Annotated in this window: 18 protein-coding genes; 9 read left to right on the top strand and 9 right to left on the bottom strand. The window is 59.9% G+C overall.

The window, feature by feature from the left end:
- Positions 1-26 precede the first annotated feature (26 nt).
- Genes J1G35_RS00925 through tldD form a run of 3 tightly spaced genes read left to right on the top strand, consistent with a single transcriptional unit; the run spans position 27 to position 6,195 of the window.
- Positions 27-3,839 carry a YhdP family protein gene (locus tag J1G35_RS00925; RefSeq protein WP_223012960.1) on the top strand — a complete coding sequence of 1,271 codons (3,813 nt, stop codon included), beginning with the start codon at positions 27-29 and terminating at the stop codon, positions 3,837-3,839.
- A 48-nt stretch (positions 3,840-3,887) separates the two neighbouring features.
- Positions 3,888-4,736, top strand: coding sequence for a carbon-nitrogen hydrolase family protein (locus tag J1G35_RS00920; protein WP_223012958.1), 849 nt, complete (start codon positions 3,888-3,890; stop codon positions 4,734-4,736).
- A gap of 16 nt (positions 4,737-4,752) precedes the next feature.
- Complete coding sequence (gene tldD / locus J1G35_RS00915) at positions 4,753-6,195, top strand: metalloprotease TldD (protein ID WP_053131569.1); 1,443 nt, start codon at positions 4,753-4,755, stop codon at positions 6,193-6,195.
- Between the two features lie 45 nt (positions 6,196-6,240).
- Here tldD and yjgA read toward each other — a convergent pair whose 3' ends face one another.
- Positions 6,241-6,762, bottom strand: coding sequence for a ribosome biogenesis factor YjgA (gene yjgA, locus J1G35_RS00910; protein ID WP_017138246.1), 522 nt, complete (start codon positions 6,760-6,762; stop codon positions 6,241-6,243).
- 108 nt (positions 6,763-6,870) lie between these two features.
- Here yjgA and pmbA point away from each other — a divergent pair, with 108 nt between their 5' ends.
- The 6 genes from pmbA to J1G35_RS00880 all read left to right on the top strand — a co-directional run bounded on the left by pmbA (position 6,871) and on the right by J1G35_RS00880 (position 12,126).
- Positions 6,871-8,217: a metalloprotease PmbA gene (gene pmbA, locus J1G35_RS00905; RefSeq protein WP_053131566.1), complete on the top strand. Its 1,347-nt coding sequence runs from the start codon at positions 6,871-6,873 to the stop codon at positions 8,215-8,217.
- A gap of 148 nt (positions 8,218-8,365) precedes the next feature.
- The gene (locus J1G35_RS00900; protein WP_053131564.1) at positions 8,366-8,761 is read left to right on the top strand and encodes a hypothetical protein; all 396 of its coding nucleotides are present in this window, start codon (positions 8,366-8,368) and stop codon (positions 8,759-8,761) included.
- Positions 8,754-10,130, top strand: coding sequence for a class II fumarate hydratase (locus J1G35_RS00895; protein WP_053131562.1), 1,377 nt, complete (start codon positions 8,754-8,756; stop codon positions 10,128-10,130). The genes J1G35_RS00900 and J1G35_RS00895 overlap by 8 nt, the downstream gene beginning before the upstream one ends.
- 27 nt (positions 10,131-10,157) lie before the next feature.
- Entirely contained in the window at positions 10,158-10,586 is a 429-nt protein-coding gene (locus J1G35_RS00890; protein ID WP_053131559.1) for a hypothetical protein, read from the top strand.
- Between the two features lies 1 nt (position 10,587).
- The gene (locus tag J1G35_RS00885) at positions 10,588-11,199 is read left to right on the top strand and encodes a superoxide dismutase (protein ID WP_027604817.1); all 612 of its coding nucleotides are present in this window, start codon (positions 10,588-10,590) and stop codon (positions 11,197-11,199) included.
- Positions 11,200-11,232: 33 nt separating this feature from the next.
- Positions 11,233-12,126, top strand: coding sequence for a ZIP family metal transporter (locus J1G35_RS00880; RefSeq protein ID WP_053131556.1), 894 nt, complete (start codon positions 11,233-11,235; stop codon positions 12,124-12,126).
- Positions 12,127-12,247: 121 nt separating this feature from the next.
- Here the strand turns inward: J1G35_RS00880 and J1G35_RS00875 are convergent, their stop codons facing one another.
- From J1G35_RS00875 to lptC, 8 genes are all read right to left on the bottom strand, one after another.
- On the bottom strand, positions 12,248-12,520 hold the full coding sequence (locus tag J1G35_RS00875) for an HPr family phosphocarrier protein (protein WP_053131554.1): 273 nt from the start codon (positions 12,518-12,520) through the stop codon (positions 12,248-12,250).
- A 16-nt stretch (positions 12,521-12,536) separates the two neighbouring features.
- Positions 12,537-13,394 (bottom strand): RNase adapter RapZ, encoded by an 858-nt coding sequence (gene rapZ, locus J1G35_RS00870; RefSeq protein ID WP_053131551.1) that lies wholly within the window; start codon positions 13,392-13,394, stop codon positions 12,537-12,539.
- A 2-nt stretch (positions 13,395-13,396) separates the two neighbouring features.
- Positions 13,397-13,861 (bottom strand): PTS IIA-like nitrogen regulatory protein PtsN, encoded by a 465-nt coding sequence (gene ptsN, locus J1G35_RS00865; RefSeq protein ID WP_053131548.1) that lies wholly within the window; start codon positions 13,859-13,861, stop codon positions 13,397-13,399.
- A gap of 10 nt (positions 13,862-13,871) precedes the next feature.
- Complete coding sequence (gene raiA, locus J1G35_RS00860) at positions 13,872-14,177, bottom strand: ribosome-associated translation inhibitor RaiA (RefSeq protein WP_053131546.1); 306 nt, start codon at positions 14,175-14,177, stop codon at positions 13,872-13,874.
- Between the two features lie 75 nt (positions 14,178-14,252).
- Positions 14,253-15,746 carry an RNA polymerase factor sigma-54 gene (locus tag J1G35_RS00855; RefSeq protein WP_053131542.1) on the bottom strand — a complete coding sequence of 498 codons (1,494 nt, stop codon included), beginning with the start codon at positions 15,744-15,746 and terminating at the stop codon, positions 14,253-14,255.
- Between the two features lie 197 nt (positions 15,747-15,943).
- Positions 15,944-16,669 carry an LPS export ABC transporter ATP-binding protein gene (gene lptB / locus J1G35_RS00850; protein WP_016974288.1) on the bottom strand — a complete coding sequence of 242 codons (726 nt, stop codon included), beginning with the start codon at positions 16,667-16,669 and terminating at the stop codon, positions 15,944-15,946.
- Positions 16,669-17,202, bottom strand: a complete 534-nt coding sequence (lptA, locus tag J1G35_RS00845) for a lipopolysaccharide transport periplasmic protein LptA (RefSeq protein ID WP_027604809.1) — start codon at positions 17,200-17,202, stop codon at positions 16,669-16,671. The genes lptB and lptA overlap by 1 nt, the downstream gene beginning before the upstream one ends.
- Positions 17,189-17,761, bottom strand: coding sequence for an LPS export ABC transporter periplasmic protein LptC (lptC, locus tag J1G35_RS00840; RefSeq protein WP_065938531.1), 573 nt, complete (start codon positions 17,759-17,761; stop codon positions 17,189-17,191). Before lptC ends, lptA begins: the two co-directional genes overlap by 14 nt.
- Positions 17,762-17,764: the final 3 nt, after the last annotated feature.

Below are 17,764 nucleotides of genomic sequence, written 5' to 3'. Positions count from 1 at the left end.
GACTACTGCCTTGAGGGTCGCCTGACATGGAGCGTCTGATACGCTTTTTTGCCGTTTTGACCCGTTGGGGCCTGGGCCTGTGCGCTTTGCTGCTGGTGTTGGCGGCGGTGTATGTGAGCCTGGGTCGCGAGTTGACCCCGCTGGTGGCCGAATACCGCGCGGAAATCGAGGCCAAGGCCCAGGCTGCGGTGGACATGCCTGTGCACATCGGCAACCTTGAAGGGCGCTGGAGCGGCTTTGCGCCCGTGTTGCTGGCCCATGACGTGATGGTCGGCGAGGGCAGCAGTGCCTTGCGCCTGGACCAGGTCGAAGTGGTGCCGGATATCTGGGCCAGCCTGATGGCGCGCGAAGTGCGTATTGCGCACCTGCAAGTCAGTGGCCTGCAACTGAGCGCCAAGGAAGACAAGGACGGCCATTGGGCGCTGCAAGGCTTGCCGATGCAGGACGACCAGCCGCTGGACCCGGAGCAATTGCTCCAGCGCATGCAGATGGTCAAGCGCCTGTCGCTGCTCGATAGCCAGGTCACCTTGCAACCGTTCGACCAGGCGCCTCTGACCTTGACGTATGTGGGCTTGAGCCTGCATACCGGCATCACCCGTCAACGTCTGGACGCACGCCTGACCCTGCCCGACGGCCAGCCTCTGGCGCTGAGCCTGCGCAGCCGCATTCGTGCCAGCCAATGGAAAGACGCTGACGTCCAGGCCTACCTGAGCCTGCCGCAGAGCGACTGGGCCAAGTGGATTCCGGCCAGGCTGACCCAGCAGTGGAAACTCACACAGTTCAAGGCCGGCGGTGAATTCTGGCTGAATTGGGGTAAAGGCACTGTGCAAAGTGCGGTGGTGCGCCTCAACTCGCCGCAAGTGAAGGGCAGCTACGCCGAGCGCAAGCCGGTGCATATCGAAAACCTTGCACTCACGGCCTATCTGCAACGCGGTGATACCGGCTTGAAGGTGTTGTTCGATTCCTTGGCGATGAACCTGGGCGAGACCCGATGGGAGTCGCGCCTGCAACTGCAGCAGACCCTGGCGACCGACAAGGACCAGGAAGCTTGGAAACTGCAGGCTGACCGCCTCGACCTGACCCCCATCACACCGTTGCTCAACGCCCTCGCGCCGCTGCCGGAAGGTGTCGCCAAGACCGTCGAGCATCTGAAGGCCACCGGCCTGCTGCGCAATGTTCTGGTGGATTTCCGTCCACAGGATACGACCGATCAAAAAGTCAGTTTTGCCGCCAACCTGGAGCGCGTCGGGTTTGACGCCTACTTCGGCGCACCGGCCGCGCGCAACGTTTCCGGGAGCATCAGCGGCGACCTGGGCCATGGCGAGTTGCGCATGGACAGCAAGGATTTTTCCCTGCACCTCGATCCGATCTTCGCCAAGCCCTGGCAGTACCTCCAGGCCAATGCACGCCTGACGTGGAAGCTGGATAAAGAAGGCTTCACCCTGATCGCCCCCTATATCAAGGTGCTGGGGGAAGAAGGCAAGATCTCCGCCGATTTCCTGATTCGCCTGCATTTCGACCACAGCCAGGAAGACTATATGGACCTGCGGGTCGGTATGGTCGATGGCGATGGACGCTTTACCCCTAAATACCTGCCAGCCGTGCTGAGCCCCGAGCTGGATGAATGGCTGCGCACGGCGATTCTCAAGGGCGCGGTGGATCAGGGGTTCTTCCAGTACCAGGGGTCGCTGAACCACGATGCATTGCCGGCTTCGCGCAATATCAGCCTGTTCTTCAAGGTGCATGACGCTGAATTGGCGTTCCAGCCGGGCTGGCCCCATGTGGCCAAGGTCAATGGCGAGGTGTTTGTCGAAGAGACTGGCGTTCGTATCGTGGCCAGCAAGGGGCAGTTGCTCGACACCAAGGTCAAGGACATCTACGTCAATATTCCCCATGCACCGTCCGGCAAGGAAAGCCATCTGCTGCTTACCGGTGGTTTTGCCGGTGGTCTGGGGGATGGGCTGAAGATCCTCCAAGAAGCGCCGATTGGCACAGCATCCACCTTTGCCGGCTGGAAAGGCGAAGGAGACCTGCAGGGCAAGCTGGATCTGGACATCCCGCTGGCCAAGGGCATCGAGCCCAGGATCGTGGTGGATTTCCAGACGGACAAGGCGCGCCTGCAACTGGCGGAACCGCCTCTGGACCTGACGCAGCTCAAGGGCAGCTTCCGCTTCGACAGCGCCAAGGGCCTGAGTGGCGAGAAGATTACCGCCCAGGCATTTGACCGGCCGATCACTGCGCAGATCTTTGCCGATGGCAAGCCGGGCAGTATCAGCACCCGTGTCTCCGCCAGGGGGCAGGTGACGGTCAAGCGTCTGACGGATTGGTTGAACGTCAGTCAGCCGTTGCCGGTGTCCGGTGATATTCCCTACCAGTTGCAGCTCAATCTGGACGGTGCCGACAGCCAACTGATGGTCAGCTCCAACCTCAAAGGCGTTGCGGTGGATTTGCCTGCGCCGTTCGGCATGCCGGCCAGCCAGGGGCGTGACAGCGTATTCCGCATGACTTTGCAGGGTGCTGAGCGTCGCTACTGGTTTGGTTACGGTGAGCTGGCCAACTTCACCTTTGCCGCGCCGCCGGACAAACTCAATGACGGCCGTGGCGAGTTGTTCCTCGGCGACGGTGATGCCGTGCTGCCAGCAGGCAAGGGCTTGCGCATTCGTGGCGTGCTCTCGGAACTGGATATCGATCCCTGGAAAAAACTGGTCAACCAGTATGCTGGCAATGACCCCGGTGGCAGTGCGAAGCAACTGCTGAGCGGTGCCGAATTCAAGATTGGCAAGCTCACCGGCCTGGGTACCCAGTTCGATCAGGTCAACCTGCAGTTGGACCGAAAGCCTGCCGCCTGGGGGTTGCAGTTCGACAGCCAGCAGGCCAAGGGTGCGGTGAACCTGCCGGATGCCAGGGGCGCGCCGATTGCGATCAACCTGCAATACGTAAAGCTGCCGGCGGTGGACCCGACGGTGCAGGCTGATGAAAACGCTCCGGACCCGTTGGCCAGCATCGATCCCAAGGATATTCCGGCACTGGATATTGCCATTGATCAACTGTTTCAGGGGCCGGACCTGGTGGGCGCCTGGTCGCTCAAGATCCGACCCACTGCCAAAGGCCTGGCCTTCAACAATCTGGACCTGGGCCTCAAGGGCATGCAACTCAAGGGGGCCGGCGGATGGGAGGGCGCTCCGGGGAGCAGCAGTTGGTACAAGGGCCGCCTGGACGGCAAGAACATCGCCGACGTACTCAAAGGCTGGGGCTATGCGCCGACTGTCACTAGCGAGGACTTCCATCTGGATGTGGATGGGCGTTGGCCGGGTTCGCCAGCATGGGTTGGGCCAAAGCGTTTTTCCGGCAGTCTGGATGCGTCCTTCCGCAAAGGTCAGTTTGTTGAAGTAGAGGGTGGCGCCCAGGCGCTGCGGGTGTTCGGCCTGCTCAACTTCAACTCTATCGGGCGCCGCTTGCGCCTGGACTTCTCCGACCTGCTGGGCAAAGGCTTGAGCTATGACCGGGTCAAAGGCCTGCTGGCGGCCAGTAATGGTGTGTTCGTCACCCGCGAGCCTATCACCCTGACTGGGCCGTCGAGCAATCTGGAATTGAACGGCACCCTGGACCTGGTGGCTGACCGTGTCGATGCCAAGCTGTTGGTGACATTGCCGGTGACCAACAACCTGCCGATCGCCGCGCTGATCGTCGGGGCGCCGGCGATTGGTGGCGCACTGTTCCTGATCGACAAGCTGATCGGTGATCGTGTTTCGCGGTTCGCCAGCGTGCAGTACAAAGTGGAAGGCCCATGGAAGGATCCAAAAATCACCTTCGACAAGCCATTTGAAAAACCAAACTGAGAGCCTGTGGAGTAGCATGGCCGCATGCCTTTTTCGGAGTATCGGCCCATGTCCTTTGCGGTAATTCAAATGGTCAGTCAGAGCGATGTGCTGGCTAATCTGGCCCAGGCCCGGCGCTTGTTGGAACAAGCGGCGGCTGGCGGTGCGAAGCTGGCGGTGCTGCCGGAAAACTTTGCCGCCATGGGCCGCCGCGACGTAGCGGATATTGGCCGCGCCGAAGCGCTGGGCGAAGGTCCGATCCTGCCGTGGTTGAAACAGACCGCCCGCGACCTCACCTTATGGATAGTGGCCGGCACACTGCCGTTGCCGCCCAAGGATCAACCGCACGCTAAATCCAACGCCTGCTCGCTGCTGATCGATGATCGCGGCGAAGTCGTCGCTCGTTACGACAAGCTGCATCTGTTTGATGTGGATGTGGCGGACGCCCGGGGTCGCTATCGAGAGTCCGATGACTATGCTTTCGGGAGTAACGTGGTGGTGGCGGATACGCCGGTCGGCCGTTTGGGTCTGACGGTATGTTACGACCTGCGCTTCCCTGAGCTGTACAGCGAGTTGCGCGCAGCGGGGGCTGAATTGATCACCGCGCCCTCAGCGTTTACCGCAGTGACCGGTGCTGCCCACTGGGATGTGCTGATTCGGGCGCGGGCCATCGAAACCCAGTGTTACTTGCTGGCAGCCGCCCAGGGCGGTGTGCATCCGGGGCCACGGGAAACCTATGGCCATGCAGCGATTGTCGATCCGTGGGGGCGTGTGCTGACACAACAGGATCAAGGCGAAGCGGTGTTGCTGGCCGAGCGCGATAGCAGTGAACAGGCGTCGATACGGGCGCGCATGCCGGTGGTGAACCATCGGCGTTTTTTCTCGCAGGGCGCGCAGCGGTCTGCTTCAGAACGATGAATTTAAGGCCAAACCTATGAGCGAGTTGTTGTCCTCAGTCAGTGAACACCTCCTGGCACCCGGTGGCGTGACCATCGAAAGTTTGCAAACCGTGCTCGGCGATCTGGCCGGGCCAGGCATCGATGCAGCCGACCTGTATTTCCAGGGGCAGATATCCGAGTCCTGGGCCCTGGAAGATGGCATCGTCAAGGAAGGCAGTTTCAATCTTGACCAAGGTGTAGGCGTACGCGCGCAATCCGGTGAAAAGACCGGTTTTGCCTACAGTAACGCGATCACCCTGGAGGCGTTGGGCCTGGCCGCGCGTGCCGCGCGTTCGATCTCCCGTGCGGGCCAAAATGGCACCGTGCAGGCGTTCAGTACCCAGGATGTGGCGCAGTTGTATGCGCCGGACAACCCTCTGGAAGTGATCAGCCGTGCGGAAAAGGTCGAGCTGCTCAAGCGTGTCGATGCGGCCACCCGCGCCCTGGACCCACGTATCCAGCAGGTCACCGTGAGCATGGCCGGCGTGTGGGAACGTATCCTGGTGGCGTCCACTGACGGTGGCCTGGCGGCGGATGTGCGGCCGTTGGTGCGTTTCAACGTCAGTGTGATCGTCGAGCAAAACGGACGTCGTGAACGCGGCGGCCATGGCGGTGGCGGGCGTACCGACTACCGTTACTTCCTCACCGACGACCGTGCGATGGGCTATGCCCGTGAGGCTTTGCGCCAGGCATTGGTGAACCTGGAAGCCATTCCCGCGCCGGCGGGTACCCTGCCAGTAGTGCTGGGCTCGGGCTGGTCCGGCGTATTGCTGCACGAAGCGGTGGGGCATGGCCTGGAAGGCGACTTCAACCGCAAGGGCAGTTCCGCCTACAGCGGGCGCATGGGCGAGATGGTTGCGTCCAAGCTCTGCACCATTGTCGATGACGGCACCCTGGCCGGTCGCCGTGGCTCGCTGAGTGTCGATGACGAAGGCACGCCGACCGAATGCACCACCTTGATTGAAAACGGTGTGCTCAAGGGGTACATGCAAGACAAGCTCAATGCCCGTCTGATGGGCGTGGCGCGCACCGGTAATGGCCGTCGCGAATCTTATGCGCACCTGCCGATGCCACGCATGACCAACACCTACATGCTCGGTGGCGAAAGCGACCCGGCGGAGATCATCGCTTCGGTCAAGCGCGGCATCTACTGCGCCAACCTTGGCGGTGGCCAGGTGGATATCACCAGCGGCAAATTCGTGTTCTCCACCAGCGAGGCGTACCTGATCGAAGACGGCAAGATTACCGCGCCGGTCAAGGGTGCCACGTTGATTGGTAATGGGCCGGAGGCGATGAGCAAGGTGTCGATGGTCGGGAATGACCTGTCGCTGGACAGTGGCGTGGGCACGTGCGGGAAAGATGGGCAGTCGGTGCCGGTGGGTGTCGGCCAGCCAACGCTGAAGATTGATGCGATCACCGTGGGTGGCACGGGGTCGTAAGGGGTGGAGCTTCGGGTGGCGAAGATCGCCACCCGGGGAAGGGCATCAACGCAGGCCGCGTTGAGTCTCGTCCAGCTCACGGATGTACTTGAAGATTTTACGGCTGGTGGCCGGCGCCTTGTTATGCGCCTGCTCGTGCTGGGCCTGACGGATCAGGGAGCGCAGTTGCTGGCGATCCGCGTCCGGGTAGTCCAACACGAATTTCTCCAGCACCGCGTCATCGCCCGAGATCAGGCGGTCACGCCAACGTTCCAGGTTATGGAAGCGTTCGTTGTACTGGCGAGTGGAGGCATCGGTTTGATCAAGCAAAGCGAGAATGGCGTCAGTGTCCTGATCGCGCATCAGCTTGCCGATAAACATGATGTGCCGTTTACGCGCGATATTCGCGGTGTGCTTGGGTGCGTCCGCAAGAGCCCGGCGCATTTCGTCGGTCAGTGGCAGTTTTGCAATCAAGTCTTTCTTGAGCGTTGTAAGGCGCTCGCCAAGGTCAACCAGAGCATGCAGCTCACGTTTGACCTGGGTTTTGCTTTTCTCCCCATCGAGGGAGTCGTCGTAAGAATCAACCATGGTGGCAGTCCGCAAAGAAACGCCGCCATGATAACCAGTCGGGGGCCGCTTGTCCGGCCCGGTCGCTCGATGGCCTTAACCGAAAGCAGAATTTGAGTGGAGAAAACCATGAGTGCAGCCCAAAGCGTCGGTCCGCAAGCGTTACCGGCCCTGCAGGAACAAGTCGAGCAGATCCTTGCCGAGGCCAAGCGCCAGGGGGCCAGTGCCTGTGAAGTGGCGGTGTCGCTGGAGCAGGGGCTGTCGACGTCGGTGCGTCAGCGGGAAGTGGAAACGGTCGAGTTCAACCGCGACCAGGGCTTTGGTATCACCTTATACGTGGGGCAGCGCAAAGGTTCGGCCAGCACGTCGGCCAGCGGCCCGGAAGCGATCCGCGAAACGGTGGCCGCCGCGTTGGCGATTGCGCAACACACCTCCGAGGACGAAAGCTCGGGCTTGGCCGATAAGGCGCTGATGGCCAAGGACTTGAAGGATTTCGATCTGTTCCATGCCTGGGATATCACGCCCGAGCAGGCCATTGAGCTGGCGCTGACCTGTGAAGCTGCAGCGTTCGATGCCGATGCCCGCATCAAGAACGCCGATGGCACCACGTTGAGCACTCACCAGGGCTGTCGCGTATACGGCAACAGCCACGGGTTTATCGGGGGGTATGCGTCCACCCGGCACAGTTTGAGCTGCGTGATGATCGCTGAGGCCAATGGCCAGATGCAGCGTGATTACTGGTATGACGTAAGCCGCCAGGGTGAATTGCTGGCTGATCCGGTCAGCATTGGTCAACGTGCTGCACAACGTGCCGCGAGCCGCCTGGGCGCGCGCCCGGTGCCTACCTGTGAAGTGCCGGTGCTGTTTTCGGCAGAGCTGGCTGGCGGTTTGTTCGGCAGTTTCCTGGGGGCCATTTCTGGCGGCAATCTGTATCGCAAGTCTTCGTTCCTTGAAGGCGCGATTGGCCAGAAGTTGTTTCCCGAGTGGTTGACCATTGATGAGCGTCCGCACTTGATGCGTGCCATGGGCAGTTCGGCGTTCGATGGCGACGGTCTGGCCACGTATGCCAAGCCGTTCGTCGAGAACGGAGAACTGGTGTCCTACGTGCTGGGCACCTACTCAGGCCGCAAACTCGGTCTGCCAAGCACCGCCAACTCCGGTGGGGTGCATAACCTGTTCGTGACCCATGGCGATGAAGACCAGGCGGCGTTGTTGCGTCGCATGGGGCGTGGCCTGTTGGTGACCGAATTGATGGGCCATGGCCTGAATATGGTCACCGGGGATTACTCCCGTGGTGCGGCGGGTTTCTGGGTGGAAAACGGTGAGATTCAGTTCGCCGTCCAGGAAGTGACCATTGCCGGCAATATGCGCGATATGTTCAAGCAGATCGTTGCTGTGGGAAATGACCTGGAGCTGCGCAGTAATATTCGTACAGGCTCGGTGCTGATTGAGAGGATGACCGTCGCGGGCAGCTAATCCCGCTACAGCTTCACACAAAAGGCGCGCCATCTTATGGATGGCGCGCCTTTTTTGTGGGCGTGTTTCAGGGGGATTACTGTGCCACTCTTGTTTTGATTCTCAATATCATTTAATAATAAATATCATTACCGAGCGAGTGTGGATCATGAGTTCTGTCCTGCATGAGGATCCCTACCTGGAAAGCTGGCGTTGGATGAGTCGTCAGATTCGCTGCGGCCTGGATCCCAATGAGCCTCGCCTGATCGAACATTACCTTAATGAGGGGCGATACCTGGCGTGCTGCACCGCGACCCATCCATGGACCATCGCAGAAACCTCATTCCGCCTGCTGATCGACACCGCCAGTGATATCGCCCTGCCGTGGCATTGGCGCTCGATTTGCCTTGACCAGGCCTGGCGCCCATTACGCGACCTGGAAAAACTCTCCCACTGTGCCTGCCGCCTCAAGCGCTGGCAGAGCTTTGCCTGGCAATTGGCGACCTGCGAATTGCTTCCCTCCATTTCCGTTTCTGACCTGGTGCAAGGATCTTCCGATGAGTAACACCCGTATCGAACGCGACAGCATGGGCGAACTGCAAGTCCCCGCCGAGGCCTTGTACGGAGCGCAAACCCAGCGCGCGGTGAACAACTTTCCGATCAGTCACCAACGCATGCCGGCGCAGTTCATTCGCGCCCTGATCCTGGCTAAGACGGCGGCTGCCAAGGTCAACGTCGACCTCAAGCAGATCAGCGAAGGGCAGGGCAAAGCCATCGTCGATGCCGCCCAAGGCTTGCTCGAAGGCGATTACATGCAGCACTTCCCGGTGGACATTTTTCAGACTGGTTCCGGCACCAGTTCGAACATGAATGCCAACGAAGTGATTGCCACCTTGGCCAGCCGTTTGCTGGGTGAAGGGGTCAACCCCAATGACCACGTTAACTGCGGCCAAAGCAGCAACGACATCATTCCCACCACCATCCACGTCAGTGCTGCGTTGGTGCTGCACGAGCAAACCCTGCCGGCCCTGCTGCACCTGGTGCAGGTGATCGAGCAGAAGGCCGAAGAAGTCCACCCATTCATCAAGACCGGCCGTACGCACCTGATGGACGCCATGCCCGTACGTATGAGCCAGGTACTCAATGGCTGGGCGCAGCAACTCAAGGCCAATATCGGCCATTTGCAGGACTTGCTTCCGAGTTTGCAGGCTTTGGCCCAGGGCGGGACGGCGGTGGGCACCGGGATTAACGCGCACCCGGAATTCGCCGCGCGTTTCAGTCAACAGCTCAGCAGCCTGACCGGCGTGAAGTTCACCCCCGGCAAGAACCTGTTCGCGCTGATCGGCTCCCAGGACACTGCCGTCGCCGTCTCCGGCCAGTTAAAGGCGACTGCCGTGTCGCTGATGAAAATCGCCAACGACCTGCGCTGGATGAACTCGGGCCCACTTGCCGGCCTGGGGGAGATCGAGCTGGAAGGTCTGCAACCGGGGTCCTCGATCATGCCCGGCAAGGTCAACCCGGTGATTCCGGAAGCCACCGCCATGGTGGCTGCACAAGTCATTGGCAATGACACGGTGATCACCGTGGCCGGTCAATCCGGCAACTTCGAATTAAACGTGATGTTGCCGATCATTGCCCAGAACCTGCTCAGCAGCCTCGAGTTGCTGGCCAATTCCAGCCGTCTGTTGGCAGACAAGGCGATCGCCAGCTTCAAGGTCAACGAAGCCAAGCTCAAGGAAGCACTGTCGCGCAATCCGATCCTGGTCACCGCACTCAACCCGATCATTGGTTACCAAAAGGCCGCTGAAATCGCCAAGAAGGCCTATCAACAAGGTCGTCCGGTGATTGATGTGGCCCTTGAACATACCGACCTGCCCCGCAGCCAGCTGGAAGTCCTGTTGGATCCGGAAAAACTCACGGCTGGCGGCGTGTAATCACCGACCCTGCTTTGGAGGCTCACCATGGAGCACTGGAAACGCACGATCGAACGGGCCAATCGCTGCTTTATGCAGGGCGAATTGGTTGACGCTCGCGAGGCCTATCTGCAAGCCCTGGCCCTGGCTCAAGTGTTGTTCGAACGCTGGGCGAATGCCGACGAAGCAGTGGCGGCTTGCGTCATCTCCCATCACAACCTGGCGGACTTGCACCTGCGCCTGAATCAGCCAGAGGAAAGCGCCGAGTACCTCTGCGCCATTCACCAGCGCCTGCTGCAGACCATGCAGGACGCGCGTCTGAGCCCGCAACTGCGCGAAGCGGCCCTGCGCCAGAGTAGCAAGACTTACGTCGAGTTATTGAATTTCATCAGCGATCACGGCGAGTACCCACGCACCCATCGCTTGCTGGGCGGTACTGCGGTGCAGCCGACCCCGTCTCAATACGGAGCACATTGATATGACCTACACCTTGCCTGCCTTGCCCTATGCCTACGATGCCCTTGAGCCGCATATCGATGCGCAAACCATGGAGATTCACTACACCAAGCACCATCAGACCTACATCAATAACCTCAATGCGGCGGTCGAGGGCACCGAATTTGCGGGCTGGCCGGTGGAGAAACTGGTGTCCAGTGTGCAGCAACTGCCGGAAAAACTGCGCGCGGCCGTCATCAACCAAGGCGGTGGCCACGCCAACCACTCACTGTTCTGGGCGGTGATGTCGCCTAAAGGTGGCGGCAAGCCCGACGGTGCGTTGGGAAAAGCTGTTGAAGAGCAACTCGGCGGTTTCGACAGTTTCAAGGAAGCCTTCACCAAGGCCGCCTTGACCCGTTTCGGCAGCGGCTGGGCCTGGTTGAGCGTCACCCCGCAAAAGACGCTGATAGTGGAAAGCAGCGGCAACCAGGACAGCCCACTGATGAATGGCAACACGCCGATTCTCGGTCTGGACGTCTGGGAGCATGCTTATTACCTGCGCTACCAGAACCGTCGCCCTGAATACATCAATGCGTTCTACAGCGTCATTAACTGGCCGGAAGTTGCCGCACGCTATCAGGCCGCGTTGGCCTGACATTCACCTCGATAACACGATCTAAGGCCGACTATGGGCACTGAAACACTGGCGATCAGCAGCGTGCGAATGTTTCGTTATGCGTTTGGCTCGCTGCTGCTATTGGCAGGTACTGCATTGCTGGTGGCCCACGGGCTGGCCTGGCTGGACCTGGAACCGCGCATCATGCGCGCCTTACAGGGCGGGGCGATTTGCGCGCTTGGCACGGCGTTGGGGGCGGTGCCGGTATTGGTGATTCGGCGGATGCCGGTGGCGTTGAGCGACACCTTGTTGGGCTTCGGTGCCGGCGTGATGCTGGCGGCGACTGCCTTTTCGCTGGTCGTGCCGGGTATTGCCGCTGCCGAAACCCTTGGCCTTTCGCCCTGGGGTGCAGGTGGGTTGATCAGCTTTGGCATCATGCTGGGGGCATTCGGTTTGTATCTGGTGGACCGCAAGGTCTCCGGCGCCAGCCCGGAGATGTTGGTGGGCACGCCGGATAAACCGGTGATTCCACCGCGTATCTGGCTGTTCGTGTTCGCCATCATCGCCCACAACATCCCCGAAGGTATGGCCGTTGGCGTCTCGGCCGGTGGCGGCATGCCGGATGCAGACAGCCTGGCGATGGGTATTGCCTTGCAGGATGTGCCAGAAGGGCTGGTGATTGCGTTGGTGTTGGCGGGGGCAGGGATGTCGCGGGTCAGGGCATTTCTGATCGGCGCCGCGTCAGGCTTGGTGGAGCCGGTGTTTGCCGTGCTTTGTGCCTGGCTGGTGACGTTGGCCGAGGTGCTATTGCCTTTGGGCCTGGCGCTGGCTGCTGGCGCTATGTTGTTGGTAGTCACCCATGAAGTGATCCCTGAGTCGCGGCGCAATGGTCACGAAAAGCTTGCCAGCCTGGGGCTGTGCATAGGGTTCTGCTTGATGATGGTGATGGATACCGCCTTAGGGTGACACCCGCTCTCTGCAGGAGCGAGCTTGCTCGCGAAAAGCGTCAACGATAACGCGTGCAGCCTGGTATCACGTGAGTTGCTTGCTTGTATGCTTCGCGAGCAGGCTCGCTCCTACAAAAGGGTTATTCGCCTTCGCCGAAGAAGTTGTTGATCAGCTCCACCAGTGCGTCCATCGCTTCCTGCTCTTGCTCACCTTCGGTCTTCAGGTGGATCTTGGTCCCTTTGCCGGCTGCCAGCATCATCATGGCCATGATGCTCTTGCCGTCGACCATGCTCTCCGGGGTGCGCCCGGCGCGGATCTGGCAAGGGAACTGCCCGGCAACGCCGACGAACTTGGCCGAGGCGCGGGCATGCAGACCCAGCTTGTTGATGATTTCAATTTCCAGAGCGGGCATCGCGGGGGTGTTCCTTTCAGCTAAGGTCGCGGTGGCGAACCTGGACGTTCTTGAGGGTTTGTTGAAGTACCTGGCCCAGGCGCTCGGTCAGGTAGACGGAACGGTGGTGGCCGCCGGTACAGCCAATGGCAATGGTGACATAGGCCCGGTTGCTTGCTGCGAAGCGCGGCAACCATTTGAGCAGGTAGCTGGAAATGTCCTGGAACATCTCCTGCACATCCGGCTGTGCGGCCAGGTACTCGGCCACTGGTAGGTCAAGACCGGACTGGTCGCGCAACTCTGGCTTCCAGTACGGGTTGGGCAAGCAGCGTACATCGAACACCAAATCTGCATCCACCGGCATGCCACGCTTGAAGCCAAATGACTCGACCAGGAACGCGGTGCCAGGCTCTGGCTGATTCAGCAGGCGTAGCTTGATGGCATCGCGCAACTGGTACAGGTTGAGGCTGGTGGTGTTGATCTTGAGGTCGGCGAGGTCAATGATCGGACCCAGCAGCTTGGTTTCGTCCTCGATGGCTTCGGCCAGAGAACGGTGGGGGCTGCTGAGGGGGTGACGTCGACGGGTCTCGGAGAAACGCTTGAGCAGGGTTTCTTCGTCGGCGTCCAAGTACAGCACATCGCAATGAATGTGCTTGGCGCGCACCTCTTCGAGCAATTCGGGGAACCGCGTGAGGTGGCTGGGCAGGTTGCGGGCATCAATCGAAACGGCGACCAGTGGCTGGGCCAGTTCGGTGTGGATCAGCGCGCGTTCCGCCAATTCCGGCAGCAGACCGGCGGGCAGGTTGTCGATGCAATAGAAGCCGTTATCCTCAAGAACATTGAGGGCGGTGCTTTTACCCGAGCCGGAGCGGCCGCTGACGATGATCAAACGCATGATTACTGCCCGTTCTGTTCATCCAGTACAACCTGGTACAGCGCCTCATTGCTCTTGGCACTGCGCAGTTTGTCGCGTACTTCCTTGCGGTCGAGCATGCTGGCGATCTGCCGGAGCAGTTCCAGGTGCGCGTCGGTGGCAGCTTCCGGGACCAGCAGGACGAACAGCAGGTCCACCGGGGCGCCGTCAATGGCGTCGAAGTCGATGGGCGCATCCAGGTGCAGCAGGGCGCTTACGGGTATTTCGCAGCCTTTGAGGCGGCAGTGAGGAATGGCGATGCCGTTACCAAAACCGGTCGAGCCGAGTTTTTCACGGGCAATCAACGCCTCGTACACGGCTTGCGTATCCAGCTCGGGCACTTCACGGCCGATCAGGTTGGCAATTTGTTCGAGGGCGCGCTTTTTACTGCCGCCCGGCACGTTCACGAGGGAACGGCCGGGGGTCAGGATGGTTTCAAGTCGGATCATGGGGGGAGAGTTAACGACCTGTACCTTGCATCAGGTGCAGATTCTTTTCCTTATGCTTTATGAGTTGGCGGTCCAGCTTGTCGTAGAGCAAGTCAATGGCCGCGTACATATCGCCATGCTCTGCATTGGCGACGAGCTTGGCATTCGGTACGTGCAGGGTGGCCTCGATTTTCTGCTTGAGCTTATCGACCTCCATGATGACCTGCACATTGGTGATCTTGTCAAAATGCCCCGCAAGCTTGTTCAGCTTGCTCTCGGTGTATTCACGTAGAGGCTTGGTGACTTCCAGTTGGTGTCCACTGATGTTGACTTGCATACAGCTTCTCCTTCGTTGCCAGTGCATAAAGCGGCGGGTAGGAATACCCGCCACTGGAACGCTGTGGCCCGCCCGTCACATCAAACGCTTACGCTCGCTGGAAGGCGCGATCCCAAGGGATTCGCGGTACTTGGCGACGGTTCGACGGGCGACCTGAATGCCTTGTGCCTCCAGTAAACCAGCGATCTTGCTGTCACTCAACGGCTTTTTCTGATTTTCCGCCGCAACCAGTTTTTTGATGATCGCGCGGATCGCCGTGGACGAGCATTCGCCGCCTTCCGAGGTGCTTACATGGCTGGAGAAAAAGTATTTCAGCTCATATATGCCCCGTGGGGTATGCATGAATTTTTGCGTGGTCACCCGGGAAATCGTCGATTCGTGCATGCCCACTGCTTCGGCGATGTCGTGCAGAACCAGCGGTTTCATTGCTTCGTCGCCATACTCCAGGAAGCCGCGCTGGTGCTCGACGATCTGGGTGGCAACTTTCATCAGGGTTTCGTTGCGGCTCTGCAGGCTCTTGATGAACCAACGGGCCTCCTGCAACTGGTTGCGCATGAACGTGTTGTCGGCACTGGTGTCGGCGCGGCGTACAAAACCGGCATATTGCGGGTTGACCCGCAGGCGTGGCACCGATTCCTGGTTCAGTTCAACCAGCCAGCGTTCGTTGTCCTTGCGCACAATCACATCGGGGACCACGTATTCGGCTTCGCTCGACTCGATCTGCGAGCCTGGGCGCGGGTTGAGGCTCTGTACCAGTTCTATGACCTGGCGCAGGTCGTCTTCCTTGAGCTTCATGCGGCGCATCAGCTGGCTGTAGTCGCGGCTACCCAGCAGGTCGATGTAATCGTTGACCAGGCGCTGCGCTTCGGCGAGCCAAGGCGTCTTGGCGGGCAGTTGACGCAGTTGCAGCAGCAGGCATTCACTGAGGGTGCGGGCACCAATGCCGGCAGGTTCGAACTGTTGGATGCGGTGCAGGACGGCTTCGATCTCGTCCAGCTCTATGTCCAGTTCCGGGTCGAAGGCCTCGAGAATCTCTTCGAGCGTCTCGTCCAGATAACCCTGGTTATTGATGCAGTCGATCAGGGTCACGGCGATCAGGCGATCGGTGTCGGACATCGGCGCGAGGTTCAGTTGCCACAACAGATGGCTCTGCAGGCTCTCGCCGGCGGAAGTGCGGGTGGTAAAATCCCACTCGTCATCGTCATTGCTGGGCAGGCTGCTGGCGCTGGTCTGATAGACGTCTTCCCAGGCGGTGTCCACGGGAAGTTCGTTGGGAATGCGTTCGTTCCAATCGCCTTCCTCAAGATTATCCACCGTGGGGGCGGTTTCCTGGTAGGAGGGTTCCTGTACGTCGGGATTGGGTTTTTGCTCGATGTTGTCAGCCAGTGGGTCTGCATTATCGAAGTCGTCGCCTTCTTCCTGGCGTTCGAGCATCGGATTGGACTCCAGGGCCTCCTGGATTTCCTGTTGCAGGTCCAGGGTCGACAATTGGAGCAGGCGGATGGCCTGTTGCAGCTGCGGTGTCATCGTCAGCTGCTGGCCCATTCTCAGGACTAGCGATGGTTTCATGGCAGGGGCTTAACACCTTATTCGCCGGCGCAATGCGCCATCCACGACAGGGCGCGTGAGCGCCAAACATAAGCAAATTATATGCCTGATATCGAGGGCTTTGCCTAGAGCGCGGTAACAATAAAAATCCAGAGGTTTTCATTGACTCCCGCGCGTCGGGCAAACGACCTGCCGCCACCTTGTTGTTGCGGGCGGTTTTACAGGCGGAACTCGTGACCCAGGTACACTTCCTTGACCAGTTCGTTGGCCAGGATGGTGGCGGAGTCGCCTTCGGCGATCAGTTGACCATCATTGACGATATAGGCAGTTTCGCAGATATCGAGGGTCTCACGGACGTTGTGGTCAGTGATCAGCACACCAATACCCTTGGCCTTGAGGTGATGGATGATCTGCTTGATGTCGCCGACCGAGATGGGGTCGACGCCGGCAAACGGTTCGTCCAGCAGGATGAACTTGGGGGCAGTGGCCAGGGCGCGGGCGATTTCCACGCGACGTCGTTCACCACCGGACAGGCTCATGCCAAGGTTGTCGCGAATGTGGTTGATGTGGAATTCCTGAAGCAGGCTTTCCAATTCTTTGCGGCGGCCGTCACGGTCGAGTTCCTTGCGGGTTTCAAGGATGGCCATGATGTTGTCGGATACCGACAGCTTGCGGAAGATCGACGCTTCCTGCGGAAGATAGCCGATACCTGCACGGGCACGCCCGTGCATTGGCTGGTGGCTCACGTCCAAGTCGTCGATCAGTACGCGACCCTGGTCCGCCTGGACCAGGCCGACGATCATATAGAAACAGGTGGTCTTGCCGGCGCCGTTGGGGCCAAGCAAGCCGACAATCTGGCCGCTGTCGATCGACAGGCTGACGTCGCGCACGACCTGACGGCTTTTATAGGCCTTGGCCAGATGCTGGGCTTTCAGGGTTGCCATTACTCGGCCTTCTTCTTCGGCTGGATAACCATGTCGATACGTGGGCGTGGCGCGGTGACCTTGCTGCCATTGGCGCGACCGGCATTGGCGATCTGCTTCACGGTGTCATAGGTGATCTTTTCACCTTCCGTGGAGTTGCCATCGGGGCTGAGCACCTTGGCCTGGTCGATCAGCACGATGCGATTCTGCTGGGCATGGTACTGGATGGTCTTGCCGTAGCCCTTCATCGGACCTGTGTCGGTAGCCGACTGCTTCTGTTCGAAGTAAGCCAGGTTGCCCACCGAGGTCACTACGTCAATATCGCCCGCCTGGGTGCGCGTCAGTGTCACCGTGTTGCCGGTGATCTTCATCGAGCCCTGGGTGATGATCACGCCGCCGGTGTAGGTGGCGACGCCTTGCTTGTCATCCAGCTGCGCATCGTCAGCGGAGATGTGGATCGGTTGCTGGCTATCGTTCGGCAGAGCCCAGGCGCTCACGCTTCCCAGTGCTGCGCCCAAACCGAGCAAAATAGGGAGAGTTTTAACGAGCCTCATACTGTCCTCTTACGTTCGATAGCAGGTGTATCCTGCTTTCTTTCAAATACGCTTTCATTCCCTTGCCAGTCGATACACCGCCAGCGCCGTCGATTCTAACGTCTTGCTCGGTCTGCGCATATTGCTTCTGTGGGAATACGGTCATGCGACTGCTGGTAATCACCGTGTCACGGTTTTTGGCGTCCGTGCGCGCAACGCGTACGGAGTCAATCAGTTCCACCTCGGTGCCGTCCGGGTTCACCTCGCCACGCTTGCTCGTGACATGCCACGGAAACTCGGTGCCGCGGTACAGGTTCAGGTCCGGATTGGTCAGCAGGGTGACTTCGGTGGCCTTCAAATGCTCGACTTTGTCCGAGGTCATTTCGTACTGCACCTTGCCGTCGGGCAGGAACTGCACGCTATAGGCATTGGTGGCGTAATAGTCGATAGCCCCTTCGTCAACCTGCGCGACAGGCTGGTCGAGGAAGCGCCCCGGGCTGATATTCCAGTAGCCCACCGCGAGGAACAGCGCGGCGATGACTCCGAATAGCAGGAAGTTGCGAATCTTTTTGCTCAGCATAAA

The organism is Pseudomonas sp. SH10-3B (genome assembly GCF_019891415.1).
GTDB lineage: Bacteria > Pseudomonadota > Gammaproteobacteria > Pseudomonadales > Pseudomonadaceae > Aquipseudomonas.
Note: the sequence above shows the minus strand (reverse complement) of the source record. Positions and strands in the feature narration are given on the sequence as shown.

Coding starts and splice junctions, on each gene's coding strand:
- J1G35_RS00895 (WP_053131562.1), top strand. CDS start 8,754: ATGAGTAACACCCGTATCGAACGCGACAGCATGGGCGAACTGCAAGTC.
- raiA (WP_053131546.1), bottom strand. CDS start 14,177: ATGCAAGTCAACATCAGTGGACACCAACTGGAAGTCACCAAGCCTCTA.
- J1G35_RS00875 (WP_053131554.1), bottom strand. CDS start 12,520: ATGCCCGCTCTGGAAATTGAAATCATCAACAAGCTGGGTCTGCATGCC.
- ptsN (WP_053131548.1), bottom strand. CDS start 13,861: ATGATCCGACTTGAAACCATCCTGACCCCCGGCCGTTCCCTCGTGAAC.
- rapZ (WP_053131551.1), bottom strand. CDS start 13,394: ATGCGTTTGATCATCGTCAGCGGCCGCTCCGGCTCGGGTAAAAGCACC.
- lptC (WP_065938531.1), bottom strand. CDS start 17,761: ATGCTGAGCAAAAAGATTCGCAACTTCCTGCTATTCGGAGTCATCGCC.
- J1G35_RS00855 (WP_053131542.1), bottom strand. CDS start 15,746: ATGAAACCATCGCTAGTCCTGAGAATGGGCCAGCAGCTGACGATGACA.
- lptB (WP_016974288.1), bottom strand. CDS start 16,669: ATGGCAACCCTGAAAGCCCAGCATCTGGCCAAGGCCTATAAAAGCCGT.
- J1G35_RS00900 (WP_053131564.1), top strand. CDS start 8,366: ATGAGTTCTGTCCTGCATGAGGATCCCTACCTGGAAAGCTGGCGTTGG.
- pmbA (WP_053131566.1), top strand. CDS start 6,871: ATGAGTGCAGCCCAAAGCGTCGGTCCGCAAGCGTTACCGGCCCTGCAG.
- J1G35_RS00925 (WP_223012960.1), top strand. CDS start 27: ATGGAGCGTCTGATACGCTTTTTTGCCGTTTTGACCCGTTGGGGCCTG.
- J1G35_RS00920 (WP_223012958.1), top strand. CDS start 3,888: ATGTCCTTTGCGGTAATTCAAATGGTCAGTCAGAGCGATGTGCTGGCT.
- yjgA (WP_017138246.1), bottom strand. CDS start 6,762: ATGGTTGATTCTTACGACGACTCCCTCGATGGGGAGAAAAGCAAAACC.
- tldD (WP_053131569.1), top strand. CDS start 4,753: ATGAGCGAGTTGTTGTCCTCAGTCAGTGAACACCTCCTGGCACCCGGT.
- J1G35_RS00885 (WP_027604817.1), top strand. CDS start 10,588: ATGACCTACACCTTGCCTGCCTTGCCCTATGCCTACGATGCCCTTGAG.
- J1G35_RS00880 (WP_053131556.1), top strand. CDS start 11,233: ATGGGCACTGAAACACTGGCGATCAGCAGCGTGCGAATGTTTCGTTAT.
- lptA (WP_027604809.1), bottom strand. CDS start 17,202: ATGAGGCTCGTTAAAACTCTCCCTATTTTGCTCGGTTTGGGCGCAGCA.
- J1G35_RS00890 (WP_053131559.1), top strand. CDS start 10,158: ATGGAGCACTGGAAACGCACGATCGAACGGGCCAATCGCTGCTTTATG.